The 15684-nt window shown below is 65.3% G+C and carries 14 protein-coding genes; 4 read left to right on the top strand and 10 right to left on the bottom strand.

Annotation, left to right across the window (positions count from 1 at the left end):
* The first annotated feature begins 55 nt into the window (after positions 1–55).
* Complete coding sequence (locus ASE49_RS11180; protein ID WP_056771964.1) at positions 56–742, top strand: alpha/beta fold hydrolase; 687 nt, start codon at positions 56–58, stop codon at positions 740–742.
* Between the two features lie 232 nt (positions 743–974).
* Here the strand turns inward: ASE49_RS11180 and ASE49_RS18740 are convergent, their stop codons facing one another.
* Both ASE49_RS18740 and ASE49_RS18735 read right to left on the bottom strand, forming a co-directional pair.
* Positions 975–2090, bottom strand: coding sequence for a TonB-dependent receptor (locus ASE49_RS18740; RefSeq protein ID WP_235522947.1), 1116 nt, complete (start codon positions 2088–2090; stop codon positions 975–977).
* Positions 2091–2134: 44 nt separating this feature from the next.
* Positions 2135–3382 carry a TonB-dependent receptor gene (locus ASE49_RS18735; RefSeq protein ID WP_235522946.1) on the bottom strand — a complete coding sequence of 416 codons (1248 nt, stop codon included), beginning with the start codon at positions 3380–3382 and terminating at the stop codon, positions 2135–2137.
* Between the two features lie 235 nt (positions 3383–3617).
* On the opposite strand from ASE49_RS18735, the gene ASE49_RS11170 reads away from it, so the two are divergent.
* Positions 3618–5309 (top strand): arylsulfatase, encoded by a 1692-nt coding sequence (locus ASE49_RS11170; RefSeq protein WP_056771961.1) that lies wholly within the window; start codon positions 3618–3620, stop codon positions 5307–5309.
* Between the two features lie 128 nt (positions 5310–5437).
* Positions 5438–6361: a formylglycine-generating enzyme family protein gene (locus ASE49_RS11165; protein WP_056772397.1), complete on the top strand. Its 924-nt coding sequence runs from the start codon at positions 5438–5440 to the stop codon at positions 6359–6361.
* 158 nt (positions 6362–6519) lie between these two features.
* Here the strand turns inward: ASE49_RS11165 and ASE49_RS11160 are convergent, their stop codons facing one another.
* The 3 genes from ASE49_RS11160 to fahA all read right to left on the bottom strand — a co-directional run bounded on the left by ASE49_RS11160 (position 6520) and on the right by fahA (position 8779).
* Complete coding sequence (locus tag ASE49_RS11160; RefSeq protein WP_056771957.1) at positions 6520–6747, bottom strand: DUF3072 domain-containing protein; 228 nt, start codon at positions 6745–6747, stop codon at positions 6520–6522.
* Positions 6748–6857: 110 nt separating this feature from the next.
* Positions 6858–7499: a maleylacetoacetate isomerase gene (gene maiA, locus ASE49_RS18730; RefSeq protein WP_235522944.1), complete on the bottom strand. Its 642-nt coding sequence runs from the start codon at positions 7497–7499 to the stop codon at positions 6858–6860.
* On the bottom strand, positions 7496–8779 hold the full coding sequence (gene fahA / locus ASE49_RS18725; protein ID WP_056771953.1) for a fumarylacetoacetase: 1284 nt from the start codon (positions 8777–8779) through the stop codon (positions 7496–7498). Before fahA ends, maiA begins: the two co-directional genes overlap by 4 nt.
* A gap of 261 nt (positions 8780–9040) precedes the next feature.
* Here fahA and purU point away from each other — a divergent pair, with 261 nt between their 5' ends.
* The gene (gene purU / locus ASE49_RS11140; protein ID WP_056771948.1) at positions 9041–9895 is read left to right on the top strand and encodes a formyltetrahydrofolate deformylase; all 855 of its coding nucleotides are present in this window, start codon (positions 9041–9043) and stop codon (positions 9893–9895) included.
* On the opposite strand, the gene ASE49_RS11135 is transcribed toward purU, so the two are convergent.
* The 5 genes from ASE49_RS11135 to astD all read right to left on the bottom strand — a co-directional run bounded on the left by ASE49_RS11135 (position 9885) and on the right by astD (position 15619).
* Entirely contained in the window at positions 9885–10589 is a 705-nt protein-coding gene (locus ASE49_RS11135; protein ID WP_056771945.1) for an HAD family hydrolase, read from the bottom strand. The genes purU and ASE49_RS11135 overlap by 11 nt on opposite strands.
* 82 nt (positions 10590–10671) lie before the next feature.
* Positions 10672–11934 (bottom strand): N-succinylarginine dihydrolase, encoded by a 1263-nt coding sequence (locus ASE49_RS11130; protein WP_056772395.1) that lies wholly within the window; start codon positions 11932–11934, stop codon positions 10672–10674.
* A 51-nt stretch (positions 11935–11985) separates the two neighbouring features.
* The gene (locus tag ASE49_RS11125) at positions 11986–12996 is read right to left on the bottom strand and encodes an arginine N-succinyltransferase (RefSeq protein ID WP_056771942.1); all 1011 of its coding nucleotides are present in this window, start codon (positions 12994–12996) and stop codon (positions 11986–11988) included.
* Positions 12993–14198: a hydrolase gene (locus tag ASE49_RS11120; protein ID WP_056771940.1), complete on the bottom strand. Its 1206-nt coding sequence runs from the start codon at positions 14196–14198 to the stop codon at positions 12993–12995. Before ASE49_RS11120 ends, ASE49_RS11125 begins: the two co-directional genes overlap by 4 nt.
* On the bottom strand, positions 14195–15619 hold the full coding sequence (gene astD, locus ASE49_RS11115) for a succinylglutamate-semialdehyde dehydrogenase (protein WP_056772392.1): 1425 nt from the start codon (positions 15617–15619) through the stop codon (positions 14195–14197). Before astD ends, ASE49_RS11120 begins: the two co-directional genes overlap by 4 nt.
* Positions 15620–15684: the final 65 nt, after the last annotated feature.

Genomic DNA, 15684 nt, shown 5'->3' with positions numbered 1-15684 from the left:
GTTGCGCCGCAGCATACTGATAGCCCCGTCACCAGCAACCGTCAGGACTACCGCCATGTCCCATCGTTCCACGCCGCTCACCCTGCTTCCCGCCATGCTGTGCGATGGCCAGCTATGGTCGCGCCAGATCATGGACCTGTCGCCTGACACGGCGATCGAACTGGCTGACCTGACGCTGGACGAAAGCATCGCAGCGATGGCGGCGCGCGTGCTGGCACGGGCGCCCGCGCGCTTCGCGGCGGCAGGTGTGGGGCTGGGCGGCCATGTCGCGCTGGAGATCATGCGCCAGGCACCCGACCGGATCGATCGTCTGGCGTTGATCGGTACGCGCGGCACATCCGACCGCCGTGTTCGCCTGGCCGAGCAACACGGATCGCTGGCCACCGCACCGCTCGCCGATCCGACGCTGACCCCGCTGATCAGCGGGCAGGCGCAGGCCATGGCCGACCGGATTGGCCGGGACGTCTTTGCCCGGCAGCAGCGCGCGCTGCTGGCGCGGCCCGCGATCGATGACATGCTGGGGTCAATCGCAGTGCCGACCCTGGTGGCCGTGGGCGATCGCGATCGCATCTGCACGCGCAGCGATGCGCTGGCGCTCCATGCGCGGATACCGGGCGCGACTTTCATGACCATCGCGGATTGCGGCCATCTCGCGCCACTGGAGCGGCCCGGCGCCGTTACGCAGGCGCTGCGGGGCTGGCTGCGGCAGGGCGAGAAGCGCACATGGCGCCGGGCGGCCTGATCCACGCGAGCCGACCCAAGGTTGGAAAAGTCGGCAGAAGTATACTGCTGCCAGGTGTTGTGCATGCTGCCTCTCGCACAAAACGCGGTTCATGTACCCTGCGCCCCGCCGGGAAGGGCAGATCGCAGGCAACATGAGCGCAGCTACGGCCAGAAGCTGTCACGAACCTTTCAACGGACCCGCAGATAAAAACATCCCGGGGGTGCTGCCTGGCCGTGTTCCGCCACGTTGCCTAGAACCTGGTTCTCAGCGTGACGCCATACGTGCGCGGGTCGCCCAGGGTTCCCGTCACCGCGCCGGTGGTGCCCGCCGAAAGGCTCAGGTAATAGAGCGTGTTGGTCAGGTTGCGGGCCCAGACCTGGATGTCCACAATGCCATCCAGTGCGCGGACGCCGAGGCGCGCGTTGACCAGCGAATAGCCGGGGATCAGTGAATAGCGAGATAAGCTGGCGGTGGTGTTGAAGTCCGAGCGATAGCTGTAGTCCGCGCCGACATACGCCTCGCTGTCACGGCCCAGCAGCGATCCCACGGCCTGGCGCGCTTCGCCCCCGGTGGAGACGGCCCATTTCGACACACCGGGCAGGCGCCTGCCGCTTAGGTCGCAGGTGGTCTGTCCGGTGACTTCGATCGGGCATGGCGCATTGGCATAATCGACGTACTTGGCATCAGTGAACGCGCCCGAGGCATAGAGCGAAAGCCAGGGCGCAGGACTGGCGCGCAGATCCGCCTCGAAGCCGCGCGTGCGCACCTTGCCGACGTTGGTGAAATACGACTGGTTGTTGCGATCCGTATCAACCACCGTCGTCTGATAATCGCTGTCGTTGGTCCAGAATGCGGCCAGGTTCGCGGTCAGCGCGTTGTTAAACCATGCCGTCTTCACGCCCAGTTCGTAGCTGTCGATGGTTTCGGGCTTGATCACCGGATCGGCGGCGAAAGCGCCGGTGGTGACGATGTTAGCAAGGTTCAGCCCGCCGAACTTGTGGCCGCGCCCATAGGTCGCATAGACCAGCGCGTCGGGCGTCACTTTCCACGACAGCGTCGCCGAGCCGGACAGGCGGCCCTCCTTGGTGCTGGCCGTGTAGGCGTTCGCCACGCCGTACCGCGCGCGGATCGAGTTCGCGGCGACCAACTGCGCTGGCGTCAACCCGGCCAGGCTGGCACCGGTGGCGGTTTGTTCGAAATATCCGGTCTTCGTCTCGTACGTATAGCGAAGCCCGGTGGTGAGATCGAGCGTGGGGGTGACGTGCCAGATCGTCTGGCCAAAGGCGGCGTAGCTGTTGGTCACCGGGCGTGAATGGCCGACAATGGTGTAGCCGTTGAGCGCAGCGGCCGCAGCGGTCCGGTCCACGTTGGGCGCGACGAACCAGGCGGCAGCGTCCTTGCCATAGGCGTTCAGTGCTTCGGCATCGATCGCCTGCCACAGGTATACAGGCCCGCTACGTAATCGACCTTGCGCGTCCCTTCCGAGGCGATGCGCAGTTCCTGGCTGAACTGCTGCTGCTCGTTGCTCTGGTGGAAATCCGATCCGGCATCCAGGCTGGTGGAATCGCCATCGTTGTGCGGATACCAGTTCCACGCCCGATAGGCGGTGACCGAGGTGATCGTATTGCCGGGGATAGTCAGATCGGCGATCGAGGTGACGCCCCACTGGTTCATCTTGTAGCGCGGATTGGCGTCCACATCGACCTGCCGGCCCGCAGGGTCGATCACCTGCGGGGTGTAGCCGGTTCTGGCGGCGCGGGCATAATAGTTGTTTGGGAATGCGGTGCCGTTGTCGTACTGCGTAAGCACGCCGGTGAGGACGGCGGCGGCAGTCTTCGAATGCTGGCGGCCGTAATCGCCGATCAGCCGCAGTTTGAAATTGGTGGCGGGGGTGAACAGCAACTGACCGCGCACGCCGAAGTCATGATAGTCCTGCGTATCACTGCCGTCATAGCGGTTGGTCATGTACCCGTCGCGGTCGGTCTTGGAAACGTAGAGGCGGGCGGCCAGCAGATCGTCCACCAGCGCGCCGCTGGCATAGGCATGAACCTGCCGGAAGTTGTAGTTTCCAACCGTGATGTCGCCGCCCGCTTCGGGATCGAATTTCGGCGAATTGGTCGTGACCACCACTGCGCCGGCCGAGGTGTTCTTGCCGAACAGCGTGCCCTGTGGGCCGCGCAGCACTTCGATGCGCTCGACGTCCGACAGATCGAACACCGCCTGTCCGGGGCGTGCAAGATAGACCTGGTCAACGTAGACGCCCACCGCAGGCTCCAGCCCGTCGTTGTAGACCGAAACGTTGTTGCCAAGCCCGCGAATGTTGATGCTGGTGTTGCGCGGATTGGTGTTGGTGACCACCAGGCTGGGGGTGAGCTGCTGCAGGTCGCGCAGGTTGTACGTGCGGGTCGCCGCCAGTTGCTCGCCGCCAAAGGCATTGGCGGCAACCGGCACGTCCTGGATGCGCTCGTTGCGGCGACGGGCGGTGACGATGATGTCAACGCCGGAACCGGTGCCACGGTCGGCGTCAGATGGGCCCGCTTCGGCGTCCGCATTCGTTGCGGCGGGAACGGCGGGCGTTTCTTCGGCGCAAACGGGCATGACGGAAAGGGCGCTCGATCCCAGAAGGCCCAGCGTGAAGGCGCGAAAAAGCGTGTTCATTGCAATACCCCGAAGCGATTGGATGACCGACGATCGGACGATCAAGGAAAACTCAATCGGTTCGGTAGAGAAATCATCAAACATGGCAATGAAGTTTCTCTACATTAATGGTAGAGTAAAACTTTGTGGGCTGTTTCCAGCGGCCCCGCTAAGCCGTGCGTTCCCGCCTCCCACGAACGGAACCGACGTGACACGCAAGGCCGCCCTGATTGCCGCCGCTCTTTTGAGCACCTTGATGACCCCGCCTGCCTACGCGCAAGCAGCGCCTGCGGCCCCGCCCGCCACCGCATCCGGGCCGGTGCGTGAAGCCCAGCGGCCCAACTTCCTGGTCATCGTCGCCGACGATCTTGGCTGGTCCGACCTGGGGTCTTTCGGCGGCGAGATCGCAACGCCCAACCTCGATGCGCTGGCCAACAGCGGCGTTCGCTTCACCGGGTTTCATACGGCGCCAACCTGTTCGCCAACGCGCTCCATGCTGCTGAGCGGGGTGGACAATCACGAGGCCGGGATCGGCACGATGATCGAAACCCGCCCGCCATCTCTGGCTGATCGCCCGGGATACGAAGGTTATCTGAACGACCGTGTGGCCTCAATCGCGGAACTGCTGCAGCAAGGCGGCTATCGCACGCTGATGTCCGGCAAATGGCACTTGGGGTTGACACCGGATCGCAGCCCGGCGGCACGCGGGTTCGAGCATTCCTACGCTCTGCTGCACGGGCTGGGGAACCATTTCGGCGCCGACCAGAACGCCGCGTGGCGCAAGGCAAAGGCCAATCCGCTCTATCGCCAGGACGGCAAGCTCGTGCGTTTCCCTGTTGGTCGTTATTCGGCAGACTACTTCGCCGACCAGATGATCGGCTTTCTGGAAGACGGCGCGCACGATCAGCGCCCGTTCTTCGCGTATCTCACCTTCTCCACCCCCCACTGGCCGATGCAGGCGCCCGCGGAAACGATCGCCAAGTACAAGGGGCGCTACGACGGGGGCTACGAAGTGCTGCGCGCGGAGCGGCTTGAGAGGCAGAAGAAACTTGGCCTTGCCGCCCTCGACCAGCAGCCCCATCCGCTTGACGGGGTGAAGCCGTGGAGCAGCCTCACGCCGGATGAAAAAGCGATCGAGGCGCGCAAGATGGAAGTCTACGCCGCGATGGTGGATCGCATGGACCAGAACGTCGGGCGCGTGATCGCGCAGCTCAAGCGCACTGGGCAGTACGACAACACCGTCATCATATTCCTGTCGGACAACGGCCCCGAAGGCAATGAGATCGACGCTCCCTCGCAGGTCCGCGACGTGCCGGGCGGCGCGAAGAAGCTGGGTATCGACAACCGCCTTCAGAACATCGGCAACGCCACATCCTATGTCGGCTACGGTGCCGGATGGGCACAGGCCAACAGCTCGCCCTCGTGGCTGGTGAAAGGCTACCCGACAGAAGGCGGCACCCGGGTGACCGCGTTCGCCGTGGGCAAGGACGTTGTGGGCAACCGCATTGCGCGCGGTTATCTAAGCGTCACCGACATCGCCCCGACTTTGCTTGACCTTGCCGGGCTCACCCAGCCCGCAACGTTCAAGGGCCATGCGATCCTGCCGTTCGAGGGCCATAGCCTCGTTCCGGTGCTGGCCGAGAAGGCGGCCGAAGTGCGCGCGCCAGGTGAGCCTGTGGGCACAGAGCTGTTCTATCGCCGTGCCTTGCGCAAGGGGGACTGGAAAGCGGTTTATCTGCCCAAGTCACGTTCGGTCTATCCGCGCGATGGCGTGGGCGAAGGCAAGTGGCAGTTGTTCAAAATCGCCACCGATCCCGCCGAAAGCCAGGATCTGGCCCAAAGCCATGCCGGCAAGCTTGCAGAACTTGTGGCGGATTGGGACCGGTACGCGGCACAAAAGGGCGTGGCGCTCCCGGAAGCTGCGCCGGCGAAGGCCAAGCAGCCTTGACGAGAGGGTACGCCGGGTGATTGTCCGGCGCGCCCTGCACGGCTATCGTCCCGTCTTGAATGGAACGAGTGAACGGTTTGCAGAATAGCGATGACAGGGGCAGCCTGGGCGAAGCGCCGCCCGCCGGTATGGCGTGGATCGCGGGCGGCCGTTTCGCGATGGGCTCCGACGACTTCTATCCCGAGGAAGCGCCCGTCCGCCGCGTCGCGATCGATGGGTTCTGGATTGACATCACTGCGGTAACGAACCGCGAATTTGCCCGGTTCGTAGATGCTACCAGCTATCGCACCATTGCCGAAGTGGCGCCCGATCCGGCGCAGTATCCGGGCATGGCGCCGGACATGGCACAGCCCGGCTCACTGGTTTTTCACAAGACCGCCACGCCGGTCGACACCCGCAATCCAGCGAACTGGTGGCGGTTCGAATTCGGGGCGGACTGGCGCCATCCGTTAGGCCCGGATAGCGATATCGACAGCCTGGACTTATGGGATCATCCCGTAGTGCAGGTGGCGTATGCGGATGCACACGCTTACGCCGAATGGGCCGGCAAGGATCTGCCCACCGAGGCCGAGTTCGAATTTGCTGCACGCGGCGGCCTTGAGGGCGCGGCCTATGCCTGGGGGGACGAGCTGGCGCCGGGCGGCGCAATGATGGCCAACTACTGGCAAGGCCTGTTCCCTTTCGCCAACCAGCTGTTGGACGGCTGGGAGCGCACGTCACCGGTGGGCACGTATCCGTCAAACGGCTATGGCCTGTTCGACATGATCGGCAACACCTGGGAATGGACCCAGGACTGGTGGAGCGAACGACGCACCCCCATCAAGAAGAACGCTGGCGCTTCATGCTGCACCATCAGCAACCCGCGCGGCGCCAAGCTGAAAGACAGCTTCGACCCATCGCAACCGCGCGTACAGATTGGTCGCAAGGTGCTGAAAGGCGGATCGCACCTTTGCGCCGCAAACTATTGCCAACGCTATCGCCCCGCCGCGCGCCATCCCGAGATGATCGACACCGCAACCTCGCACATCGGCTTTCGCTGCGTACGCCGGTAAACCGCTCGTGCTTGGCCTGCTGCAGTTTGATGATCGGGATGGCGAGGGCGGTTACCGTTCGCGCAGGGCGTACATCCTTTGTCGGGCGAAAGTTTTGATTCTCCCGAGGCGCACTTTGGTCGGCGAATGCTCACTCGGTATCCACCTCACACCAGCGATCAGTTGCGGCCCAGCTTGGCTTTCAGCGCGTCGATGCGTTGCGATGCTTCGGCCTTGCTGAGGCCTTCGGATGGCAGGTCTTCACCGGCTTCCTCGCACAAGGTCGTCAGGTAGGACGCCTGCGCGCCGGTCATTGGATCATCACCGGATACCCAGTCCGCCGGGTCCTTTTCGGTGTTGGAGCCGGGATGTTCATCGAGCTTGGGGTTGTGCAGATGGTCGTTCATGGCGCTAATCCTTTGTCACTAAGTGTTCGCTATTCGTTCCTTAACGACCGCTTGGCGTGGTTGGTTCCTGAACTGTAATCGCTTATCGAGCAGGCAAGCAGGGCAGCGCGTCAGGCATCGGCATCAGGTTGCCGCGCGGGGTCGGCAGCAGCGAAGGGCGGTAGTGCTGTGCAGGCCTCGCCGGCGGCCACCAGCCGGGGAAACGCCTGCAGATCGACGTCGAAACGCCGGGCCGAATAGAGCTGCGGCACGAGGCAGCAGTCCGCCATTGTGGGCACACTGCCGAACGCGAAGGTGCCGCCGTGGCGCGCGACCAGTACTTCCAGCGCTGCAAAACCCTGGGTGATCCAGTGCCGCATCCACGCGTTGACCGTGTCGTCATTAGCGCCCGCTTCGCCGCGCAGCCATTGCAGCACCGCCAGATTGTTGAGCGGATGAATGTCGCAGGCGACCAACTGCGCCATGGCGCGCACCACCGCGCGGTTTGCGGGATCATCCGGCAGCAGGGGCGGCCGGGGATAGGCTTCGTCCAGCCACTCCATGATCGCCAGGCTTTGCGTCAGGTGGAGGCCGTCCGCGTCCAGCACGGGAACCCGGCCCTGCGGCGATGTGTCGCGATACGCAGGCTCCCGCTGTGCGCCGGTCCTGAGGTCATAAGTGATCTGGCTATACGCCAGTCCTTTGAGGTTAAGCGCGATCCTGACCCGGTATGCCGCGCTGGAGCGCCAGTACCCGTGCAGGACAAGGCTCACCGCGCAGGCTCCACCACGCCCGCGCACAAGCCGAAGCCGATGGCGCGGTAGCCGGGCTGCTCTGCCGTGGCGGACAGCACCAGTTCGTCGCCGTCCTCGAGGAAGGTCCGGCTTTCCCCGCCCGGAAGCGTAACCGGCTCGGTGCCCCCACGGCTCAGTTCCATCAGACTGCCTTCGCTGCCGCGCGTCGTGCCCGATATGGTGCCGGTGCCGAGCAGATCGCCGGGCGCCAGGTTGCAGCCGTTGGAGGTATGGTGCGTCACCATCTGCGCCAGGGTCCAGTACATCGCCGTGGCGCTGCCCTGGCTCAGCGTGACGGGCGGGAGCCCTGCGTCCCGCATGGAGCGGGTGGACAGTGTCACCGCCAGGCGAACGGCCAGCGCGCCGCATTGCTGGTCCGCCTCATCCGTCAGATAATCGAGCGGCGCGGGATCGCCTTCGGGCCGGGGCGGCTGAGGGACATGGAAAGGCGCCAGTGCCTCACGCGTGATCACCCAGGGAGAGACGCTGGACAGGAAATTCTTGGCGAGAAAAGGCCCGAGGGGTTGATACTCCCACGCTTGGATGTCGCGGGCCGACCAGTCGTTCAGCAGGCACAGCCCGCCGATCCGGTCCCACGCCTGGCCGATGGGCACCGACGCGCCAAGGTCGTTTTCGCCGGCAATCCACGCCCCCAGTTCCAGCTCGAAGTCCAGCCGCTGCGAGGGCGTGAAGCGAGGGGCTGCATCGTTGGGGCCTTTCAACTGCCCCTTGGGGCGCACCAGCGGCGTGCCTGACGGGCGGACCGAGGACGCCCGGCCATGATAGCCGATCGGCACGTGCTTGTAGTTGGGCAGCAGCGGGTTGTCCGGCCGGAACAGGCGCCCGATGTTGGTGGCGTGGTGGATGCCGACGTAGAAATCGGTGTAGTCGCCGATCTGGAACGGCAGGTGCAGCGCGCAATCAGCCGCGCGGTGCAGATGGGGTTCGACCTCGCCTCGCCGGGACGCATCCGTCAACAGCGCGAAAATGGCATGGCGCAGCGCCAGTCGCTCCTGAGGCGGGAGTGCGAACAGGGCATTGAGCAAAGGTACGGCAAGGGCGCTGCGGGTGGTTTCGGGCAGCAGGCTGGCCAAAGCGGCAAGGTCCAGGCACCAGTCGCCAATCGCCGTTCCTATGCGCGGCGTGCTGTCCACCGGGCTGAAGATGCCAAGCGGAAGGTTCTGCACCGGGAAGTGTTCGTGTGCATCCGCGCCAGCCACCCAGGTGCTGGCGGCGGCATCGTGGGTATGATCGATCATCGACGATTGTGTCCTTCCCGGAGACGGTATCTTTCCACGCTGCTATAGCCGATCCACGATGGCATTTTCGCGCCAACATGCAGGAAATATCGCAATTTCCTGCACGAATATCGCGCCGGCGGCGGGATTGGCGCGCGATACCTCTTGGGCACTGGGGTCGGCGGCGATTGCGCGTGCCGCCGCAGAACGTTCGTTGACGAGGCTAGCGGTGATCGCGATACGCGCACACGACATGGCGACACCGCTGCTGAGGGCTTCTTGATGACGACATATACGCTTCGCCTGCAATGCGACGATCGCCGGGGGCTGGTCGCCACGGTGGCGGGGTTCCTGCTCGGCGCGAACTGCAACATCATCGATGCACAGCAATTCAACGATGCGATCAACAACCGGTTTTTCATGCGCGTGGTGTTCACCAGCGATGACGGGGTTGGCCTCGAACCCTTGCAGCGCGATTTTGCGCCGATCGCCGATGCGCATGGGATGGAGTGGTCGATCCGGGACAATGCGGTGGCGCGCAAGGTCGTGCTGCTGGTGTCCAAGTTCGACCACTGCCTGGGCGATCTGCTGTATCGCTGCCGCATCGGCGAATTGAACATGGATGTGGTGGCGATCGTTTCCAACCACCCTCGTGAGGCGTTGCGGATCTCCGAAATCGGGGCGATCCCGTATCATCATCTGCCGATTACGCGCGATACCAAGCCGCAGCAGGAAGCGCAGATCAAGCAGATCGTCACCGAAAGCGGCGCTGAACTGGTGGTGCTGGCCCGCTACATGCAGATCCTGTCAGACGATCTGGCGCGCTTTCTTTCAGGGCGCTGCATCAACATCCATCACAGCTTCCTGCCCGGATTCAAGGGCGCCAAGCCCTATCATCAGGCGTTCGAGCGCGGGGTGAAGATGATCGGGGCAACGGCGCACTACGTGACCGCCGACCTCGACGAAGGGCCGATCATCCATCAGGACGTGGAAGCCATCACCCATTCCGACCGGCCCGAAGACCTGGTGAGCAAGGGGCGCGATATCGAGCGCCGGGTGCTGGCCACCGCCATCCATTATCACCTGGAGGACAGGGTGCTGATGAACGGCCACCGCACGGTGGTCTTCAAGCGCTGATCGTATGACCCGCCGTGGGGGCAAGCAGCAGGTCTCGCACATGGGACAAGCTGGGCAGCACGTGCGCCGCGAGCAATACCTGCTCTTGCGTGGGTGGCAGCATGTCGGGCACCAGAATGGTGGCGATGCCCGCAGACGTGGCGGAGCGCACCCCCGCTACGCTGTCCTCCACCGCCACGCATGCGGACGGGGCGAAGCCCAGTCGATTTGCGGCCAGCAGATACGGCTCGGGGTGCGGTTTGGGGTGAGTCACGTCGCTACGGGTGACCACCACGTCGAAATAGTGGAGCAGGCCCACCGTCTCCAGCCGCGCTTGCGCCGTGCCGCCGATCGTGGAGGTACATAGCGCCAGCGGCACGCCGGCCTTACGGAAATGATCGAGGATCAGCCGGGCGCCGGGGCGCAGCGGCAGGCCAGCTTCAACGTCGGCCTCGAACAGCACGTCGGCGTCGGCGAAAAAGCGCGCCAGGGGGAAGTCCGGACCCAGCCGCCGGCTCAAAAGCGCTTGGGCGGCGTCCCGGTTTACGCCGACCATTTCATGCAGGACGCTGTCCGCCACGGGCGCCCCGAGTGCTGCCGAGGCCTTGGTAAAGGCTTGGTGCTGCGCGGTTTCGCTGTCGATCAGCGTTCCGTCCATGTCGAAGATCACGCCGCGGATCGGATCGGGCAGGGCGGCTGGGGTTAACGAAGTCATAGGTCACATATGGCGCCTGTTCATGAAGGCGCCATTGCAAAAAGCCCAACCGCCGCGCCTTTTCATGAAAGTGCGGCGATGTTCAGAACGGCAGGCGGTCCAGTTCCGGCAGTTCCAGCACCGCGCACAACGCTGACCGGGCCGTCAGGCAGGTATTCCACAAGGCGGGATCGGACAAATCTTTCACCGCGATGCTCTCCGGCCACAATTGGCCCACGAGCGCTTCGATCCGGCCCAGCTTTTGCGCCGTTGCCATAAAGCGCGGGTCGATGGTGGCAGGATCGGCGACTACGCGCAGGCGCAGGCACGCCGGGCCGCCGCCGTTCGCCATGCTTTCGCGCAAGTCATGCACGAACAAGTGACGGATCGGGCCGTTGCCGGCAACGTGGCGCTCCAGCCAGCGCCAAACAGCGGGCGTATCGCGCGCTTCGCCGGGCAGCACCAGCGCCGCTTCGCCCGAGGGCAGGGTGACCAACTGGGCGTTGAACAAGTACGAGGCGATGGCGTCCTCAAGGCTTACCGCGTCCGCCGGCACCTCCACGATCTCGATCTCGGGCAGCTTGGCGCGCAACTCGGCATACAGCGCATCGCGATCGGCGAAAGCGAGTTCGTGAGTGAACAGCACCCGCTCGTTAGCCACCGCGACGACATCGTTGTGAAACGCCCCGGCGGCGATCGCCGCGTCGGACTGGCGGGCGAAGACCGTGCGCGCGGGGTCCAGGCCATGGATTCGCGCCACCGCCTCGCTCGCCTCGCGATGCTGGCGGGCGGGGAAGGGGCCGCCGGCCACGCCGTAAACGAACACCTCAATGCCGGGCGCGTCGTGGCGCGCGCACAGGCGCATGTGGTTCGCCGCGCCCTCATCGCCGAACGGGGCGGGGATCGGTGCGTGGACGGCAAAGTGCGCGGCGTCGGCAAAAGCGATGCGCAACTGCGCCAGCGTTTCGGTCCATTCGTGGCTGCGATGCGGCATCGTTACCAGATTGGCGACGGTCAGATGGCAGCGCCCGTCCTGCGTGTCGGGACCAGGAGACACCGTGGCTGCGTTGGCAGCCCACATCGACGAGGCGGACAAGGCATTGGCGCGCAGCGTGGCGCTGGCGTGCGCCGTCGTCGTTCCCAGCCGTTCAAGCCACGCGGCATCGGGGCGGCGCTGCGGCAGTAAAAACCCTTGTGCCAGTCCTCGCTCCAGATTGGCGCGCATCTTTGCCAGCCCTTGCAACGCGGCGGCGCGCGGGTGCGAAACTTTGCCGAAATTGCGGGCCGAGGCCAGATTGCCAAGGCTCAGCCCGGCGTAATTGTGGCTGGGGCCGACGATACCGTCGAAATTGATCTCGGTAAGCATGAGTTGCACGCCTTCATGATGCGAACGCTCGGACATGTCGCTAACGGCCGGTTATGCCGGTGCGTACGTAATGGCATCGCCGATGCCAACGCCCAGCAGCTGCGCGGCATCGGTGTCCAGCGCACCGTCTTCGGCCACGCGGCCAAGGCACGCGCGAAACTGCGCCAGCCGCCCGGTTGCGACCAGATGCGTCGGCTCCTCGCCGCTGGCCGGGCCTATCGCCGTGATGGTGGCGGTGCGGGCATCGCGGATGGTGCGGATCTGATCGGTGCGGGCGATCATCGTGGGGCCACCATCGAAGATGTCGATATAATTCTGGAAGGCAAAGCCCTCACTTTCCAGCATCCGCATCGCCGGGCGCCCGGAATAGTGCGGCTGGCCCATGACCTGCCGCGCGGCTTCAGACAACAGCGCGGTATAGATGGGGTGCTTGGGCATCAGGTCGGCGATGAACTGGTTGCCATGCTTGGCGTTGAACTCGTCGGCGTCGCGAAAGCTCATGTCGAAGAAGCGGCCCGCCAGTCCGTCCCAGAACGGGGAGTTGCCCGCATCGTCGATCGCGCCGCGCAGTTCGGCCAGCGTCATGTCATGAAACCGCTCGCGGTGCATGGCGATGAACAGGTAGCGGCTGCGCGCCAGCAGCTTGCCCACCCCGGCCGAACGCTCCGTGGCGTCCAGATACAGGCCGCCCACTTCGCTGGCACCATCAAGGTCGGTGGAAAGCGTCAGCATTTCGGCGCGGAAGGTGCGGTCCAGTTCCTTGGAATGCTGGGTGATGCGCCCGATGCGATAGGAATAGAACGGCAGCTCGGTGCCCACTTGCGAGAACGCCTGGCAGGTGCCGCGCACTTTGCCCTCGGTGGTGTCTTCCAGAATGAACACGAACAAGTCGTTGGCGATCTCGCCATCGTCGCGGGCAAAGCTTTTGGCGGTGCGTTCAAGCTTGCCTGCCAGCGTCGACTTGTCAGGTGGCAGGTTGGTGAAGCCGCCGCCGGTGCCCTTGGCCATGCGGTACAGCGCTTCCAGATCGCCTTCGCGGGCGGTACGCAGCAGGAAGGTCATGCCGGCAATCCTTCGCGGTCGAGACGGTGCATCACCAGCGCGGTGAGGCGGGCGCGGGCATCGAGGGAACTGGGAATCATGAACTCCTGCGGTGAATGGATGGCGCCGCCCAGCGCGCCCATCGTGTCGAGCACAGGCACGCCGCAGGCCGCGATGTTATTGCCATCGCATACGCCGCCGGTATCCTGCCAGCGCATCGGCTGGCCCAGATCGGCAGCAGCGCGGGACACCAGCCCGAAGAGGCTTTGCGCGGCGGGGGTGATCGGCTTGGGCGGGCGGGACACATGGCCATGTACGTGGATCTGCACGTCGTGTGCTGCGCTGACCTCGGCCACGATCGTCTCGATCAGAAGGCGGGCCGTCTCGGCCAGCTCGGGCGTGCGTGGGCGCAGATTGAAGTGCAGGATCGCAAGATCGGGCACCACGTTGTTGGGGCCGCCGCCATCGATGCGGGCCGGGTTGATCGACAGCCCGTCCTGGACGCCAGCGGACAGGCGCAGCGCCAGATCGCTGGCGGCGACAACTGCGTTGCGGCCATCGTGCGGGTTGCGGCCCGCATGGGCGGAGCGTCCGGTGACCACCGCCGCATAATTGCCGGACCCTGGACGGGCGCGCGCCATCGCGCCATCGGGCAGGCCCGGCTCGAACGTCAGCGCGGCCATCTTGCCTGTCGCCAGTTCAGCGATCAGGGCTGCGGACGAGAGCGATCCGGTTTCCTCGTCACTGTTGATCAGTACGTCATAGCCCAGCGTTGGCGCTGCCTCCTCGTACGCGGCAAGGCCCGCCAGCATCAGGGCAAGGCCGCCCTTCATGTCTGCCGTGCCGGGACCGTTCAGCGTATCATCGTCCACCCAGGTGCACTCCTGGAACGCGTGGTCGCGCGGATAGACCGTATCCATGTGCCCGGTCAGGATCACGCGGCGCGCGGCCTGCGGGCGGACCGACAAAACCAGATGGTGGCCATGCTCGACCGGCTGCAGCCTGCCACCGGCATCGACGCGCTCGACCGGGGCGGGCTCCACCAGCCGCACCTCTCCGGGCAGGCGCGCAAAGGCATCCGCAAGCTGGCCCGCCATCGCCGCCAGCCCGTCCAGATTGCCGGTGCCGCTGTTGATCGCGGCCCAGGCCAGCGTGTGCGACAGGATCGGCGCGCGCTCCACCGGTGCGAGCAGGGCCTGTTCCTCCGGGTTCAACGCGGTCATGCCGTGAGCTTGCCGGCAAGCGCGCCGATGTTGCCGGTGGCATCCGCTGCCTCGAAGCTGGCGACCGGGTAGGCGCAGTAATCGGCGGCGTAGTAGGCGCTGGGGCGGTGGTTGCCGCTTTCACCCAGGCCCCCGAACGGCATCGAACCGGCCGCGCCGGTGGTTGGCCGGTTGCGATTGACCACGCCGGCGCGGCATTCGTTGAGGAAGCGGGACCACAAGTCATCGTCGGCGCTAATCAGCCCGGCGGACAAGCCGAAGCGCGTGTTGTTCGCCGCTTCCAGCGCGGCGCTAAAATCGGGCACGCGGCTGACTTGCAGGACGGGGGCGAAGATTTCCTCGTCGGGCACGAAAACCCCGGTCACGTCCAGCATGGCCGGGGTGACGAACGACGCAGGGCGCCCCTCCACGCCGGTGAACGGCTGGATAACCTTTGCGCCGCGCGCGATCAGGGCGTCTACTTGCGCCTTCGCCCCGCTGGCTGCGGCCTCCGAAACCAGCGGGCCGATCCACGGCTCTGGCGTGTCGTCCCACGCGCCGATGGTGATGCGCCGCGCCATGTCAGCCACGGCATCCACCAGCGCCCTGCCGAACGCCGTGTCCGGCACGATCAGGCGCCGCGCGCAGGAACAGCGCTGGCCGGTGGTGATGAAGGCGGATTGCACGACGACAGCGGCAGCCTCTTCCACGTCCGGCGCATCCCAGGCGACCAGCGGATTGTTGCCGCCCAGTTCCAGCGCCAGGATCACGTCCGGCCGATCGGCGAAGATGCGTCGGAAATGTGCACCCGCGCCCGCTGAACCGGTAAACAGCAGCCCGTCGATAGCGCCCGCCACCAAAGCCTCGCCGGTTTCGCGCCCACCCTGGATGCACTGGAACACATGGGGGTCGTCGGCCAGCGCTTCGGCCCAGCATTCCGCCATCGCCGCGCCGGTGGCGGGCGTCATCTCGGAAGGCTTGAACACCACCGTGTTGCCCGCCAGCAGCGCGGGCACGATGTGGCCGTTGGGTAGATGGCCGGGAAAGTTGAACGGCCCCAGCACCGCCATCACCCCATGCGGACGGTGGCGCAGCACCGCCGCGCCGAACGGCATGTCCGTCTGCTTTTCGCCTGTTCGCTCCGCCTGCGCGGCGATGGAAAGCGCCACCTTGCCAATCATCGAGCCCAGTTCGGCGCGGGTTTCCCACAGCGGCTTGCCGGTTTCGCGCGCGATGATTTCGGCAATCGCTTCTTTGTGGGATTCAAGCGCGGTCTTGTATCGTTCCACAACGGCGACCCGTTGGGCAGGCGGCAGCGCGGCCCAGGCTGGAAACGCCTGGCGGGCGCGCAGCAGGGCGGCCGACACCGCGTGAGGGTCTGCCGCTGGCCCTTCCCATACCAGGTAGCCGTCGGCGGGATCGAACGATCGAAGCGTAGTCATGTCTTCTTCCCGTGGCGCATCGCCCAACACCAGAGCCCATCTCTGATCCATGTTAGGCTTTGTTC

It is taken from the genome of Novosphingobium sp. Leaf2 (assembly GCF_001421325.1).
Taxonomy (GTDB): Bacteria; Pseudomonadota; Alphaproteobacteria; order Sphingomonadales; family Sphingomonadaceae; genus Novosphingobium.
This window is presented reverse-complemented; position numbering and strand designations above follow the sequence as displayed.

What these genes read in the sequence shown, in the direction of transcription:
- ASE49_RS11180 (WP_056771964.1), top strand. Translation starts at nt 56, where the DNA reads ATGTCCCATCGTTCCACGCCGCTCACCCTGCTTCCCGCCATGCTGTGC.
- ASE49_RS18735 (WP_235522946.1), bottom strand. Translation starts at nt 3,382, where the DNA reads ATGAACACGCTTTTTCGCGCCTTCACGCTGGGCCTTCTGGGATCGAGC.
- ASE49_RS11170 (WP_056771961.1), top strand. Translation starts at nt 3,618, where the DNA reads ATGACCCCGCCTGCCTACGCGCAAGCAGCGCCTGCGGCCCCGCCCGCC.
- ASE49_RS11165 (WP_056772397.1), top strand. Translation starts at nt 5,438, where the DNA reads ATGGCGTGGATCGCGGGCGGCCGTTTCGCGATGGGCTCCGACGACTTC.
- ASE49_RS11160 (WP_056771957.1), bottom strand. Translation starts at nt 6,747, where the DNA reads ATGAACGACCATCTGCACAACCCCAAGCTCGATGAACATCCCGGCTCC.
- fahA (WP_056771953.1), bottom strand. Translation starts at nt 8,779, where the DNA reads ATGATCGATCATACCCACGATGCCGCCGCCAGCACCTGGGTGGCTGGC.
- purU (WP_056771948.1), top strand. Translation starts at nt 9,041, where the DNA reads ATGACGACATATACGCTTCGCCTGCAATGCGACGATCGCCGGGGGCTG.
- ASE49_RS11135 (WP_056771945.1), bottom strand. Translation starts at nt 10,589, where the DNA reads ATGACTTCGTTAACCCCAGCCGCCCTGCCCGATCCGATCCGCGGCGTG.
- ASE49_RS11130 (WP_056772395.1), bottom strand. Translation starts at nt 11,934, where the DNA reads ATGCTTACCGAGATCAATTTCGACGGTATCGTCGGCCCCAGCCACAAT.
- ASE49_RS11125 (WP_056771942.1), bottom strand. Translation starts at nt 12,996, where the DNA reads ATGACCTTCCTGCTGCGTACCGCCCGCGAAGGCGATCTGGAAGCGCTG.
- ASE49_RS11120 (WP_056771940.1), bottom strand. Translation starts at nt 14,198, where the DNA reads ATGACCGCGTTGAACCCGGAGGAACAGGCCCTGCTCGCACCGGTGGAG.
- astD (WP_056772392.1), bottom strand. Translation starts at nt 15,619, where the DNA reads ATGACTACGCTTCGATCGTTCGATCCCGCCGACGGCTACCTGGTATGG.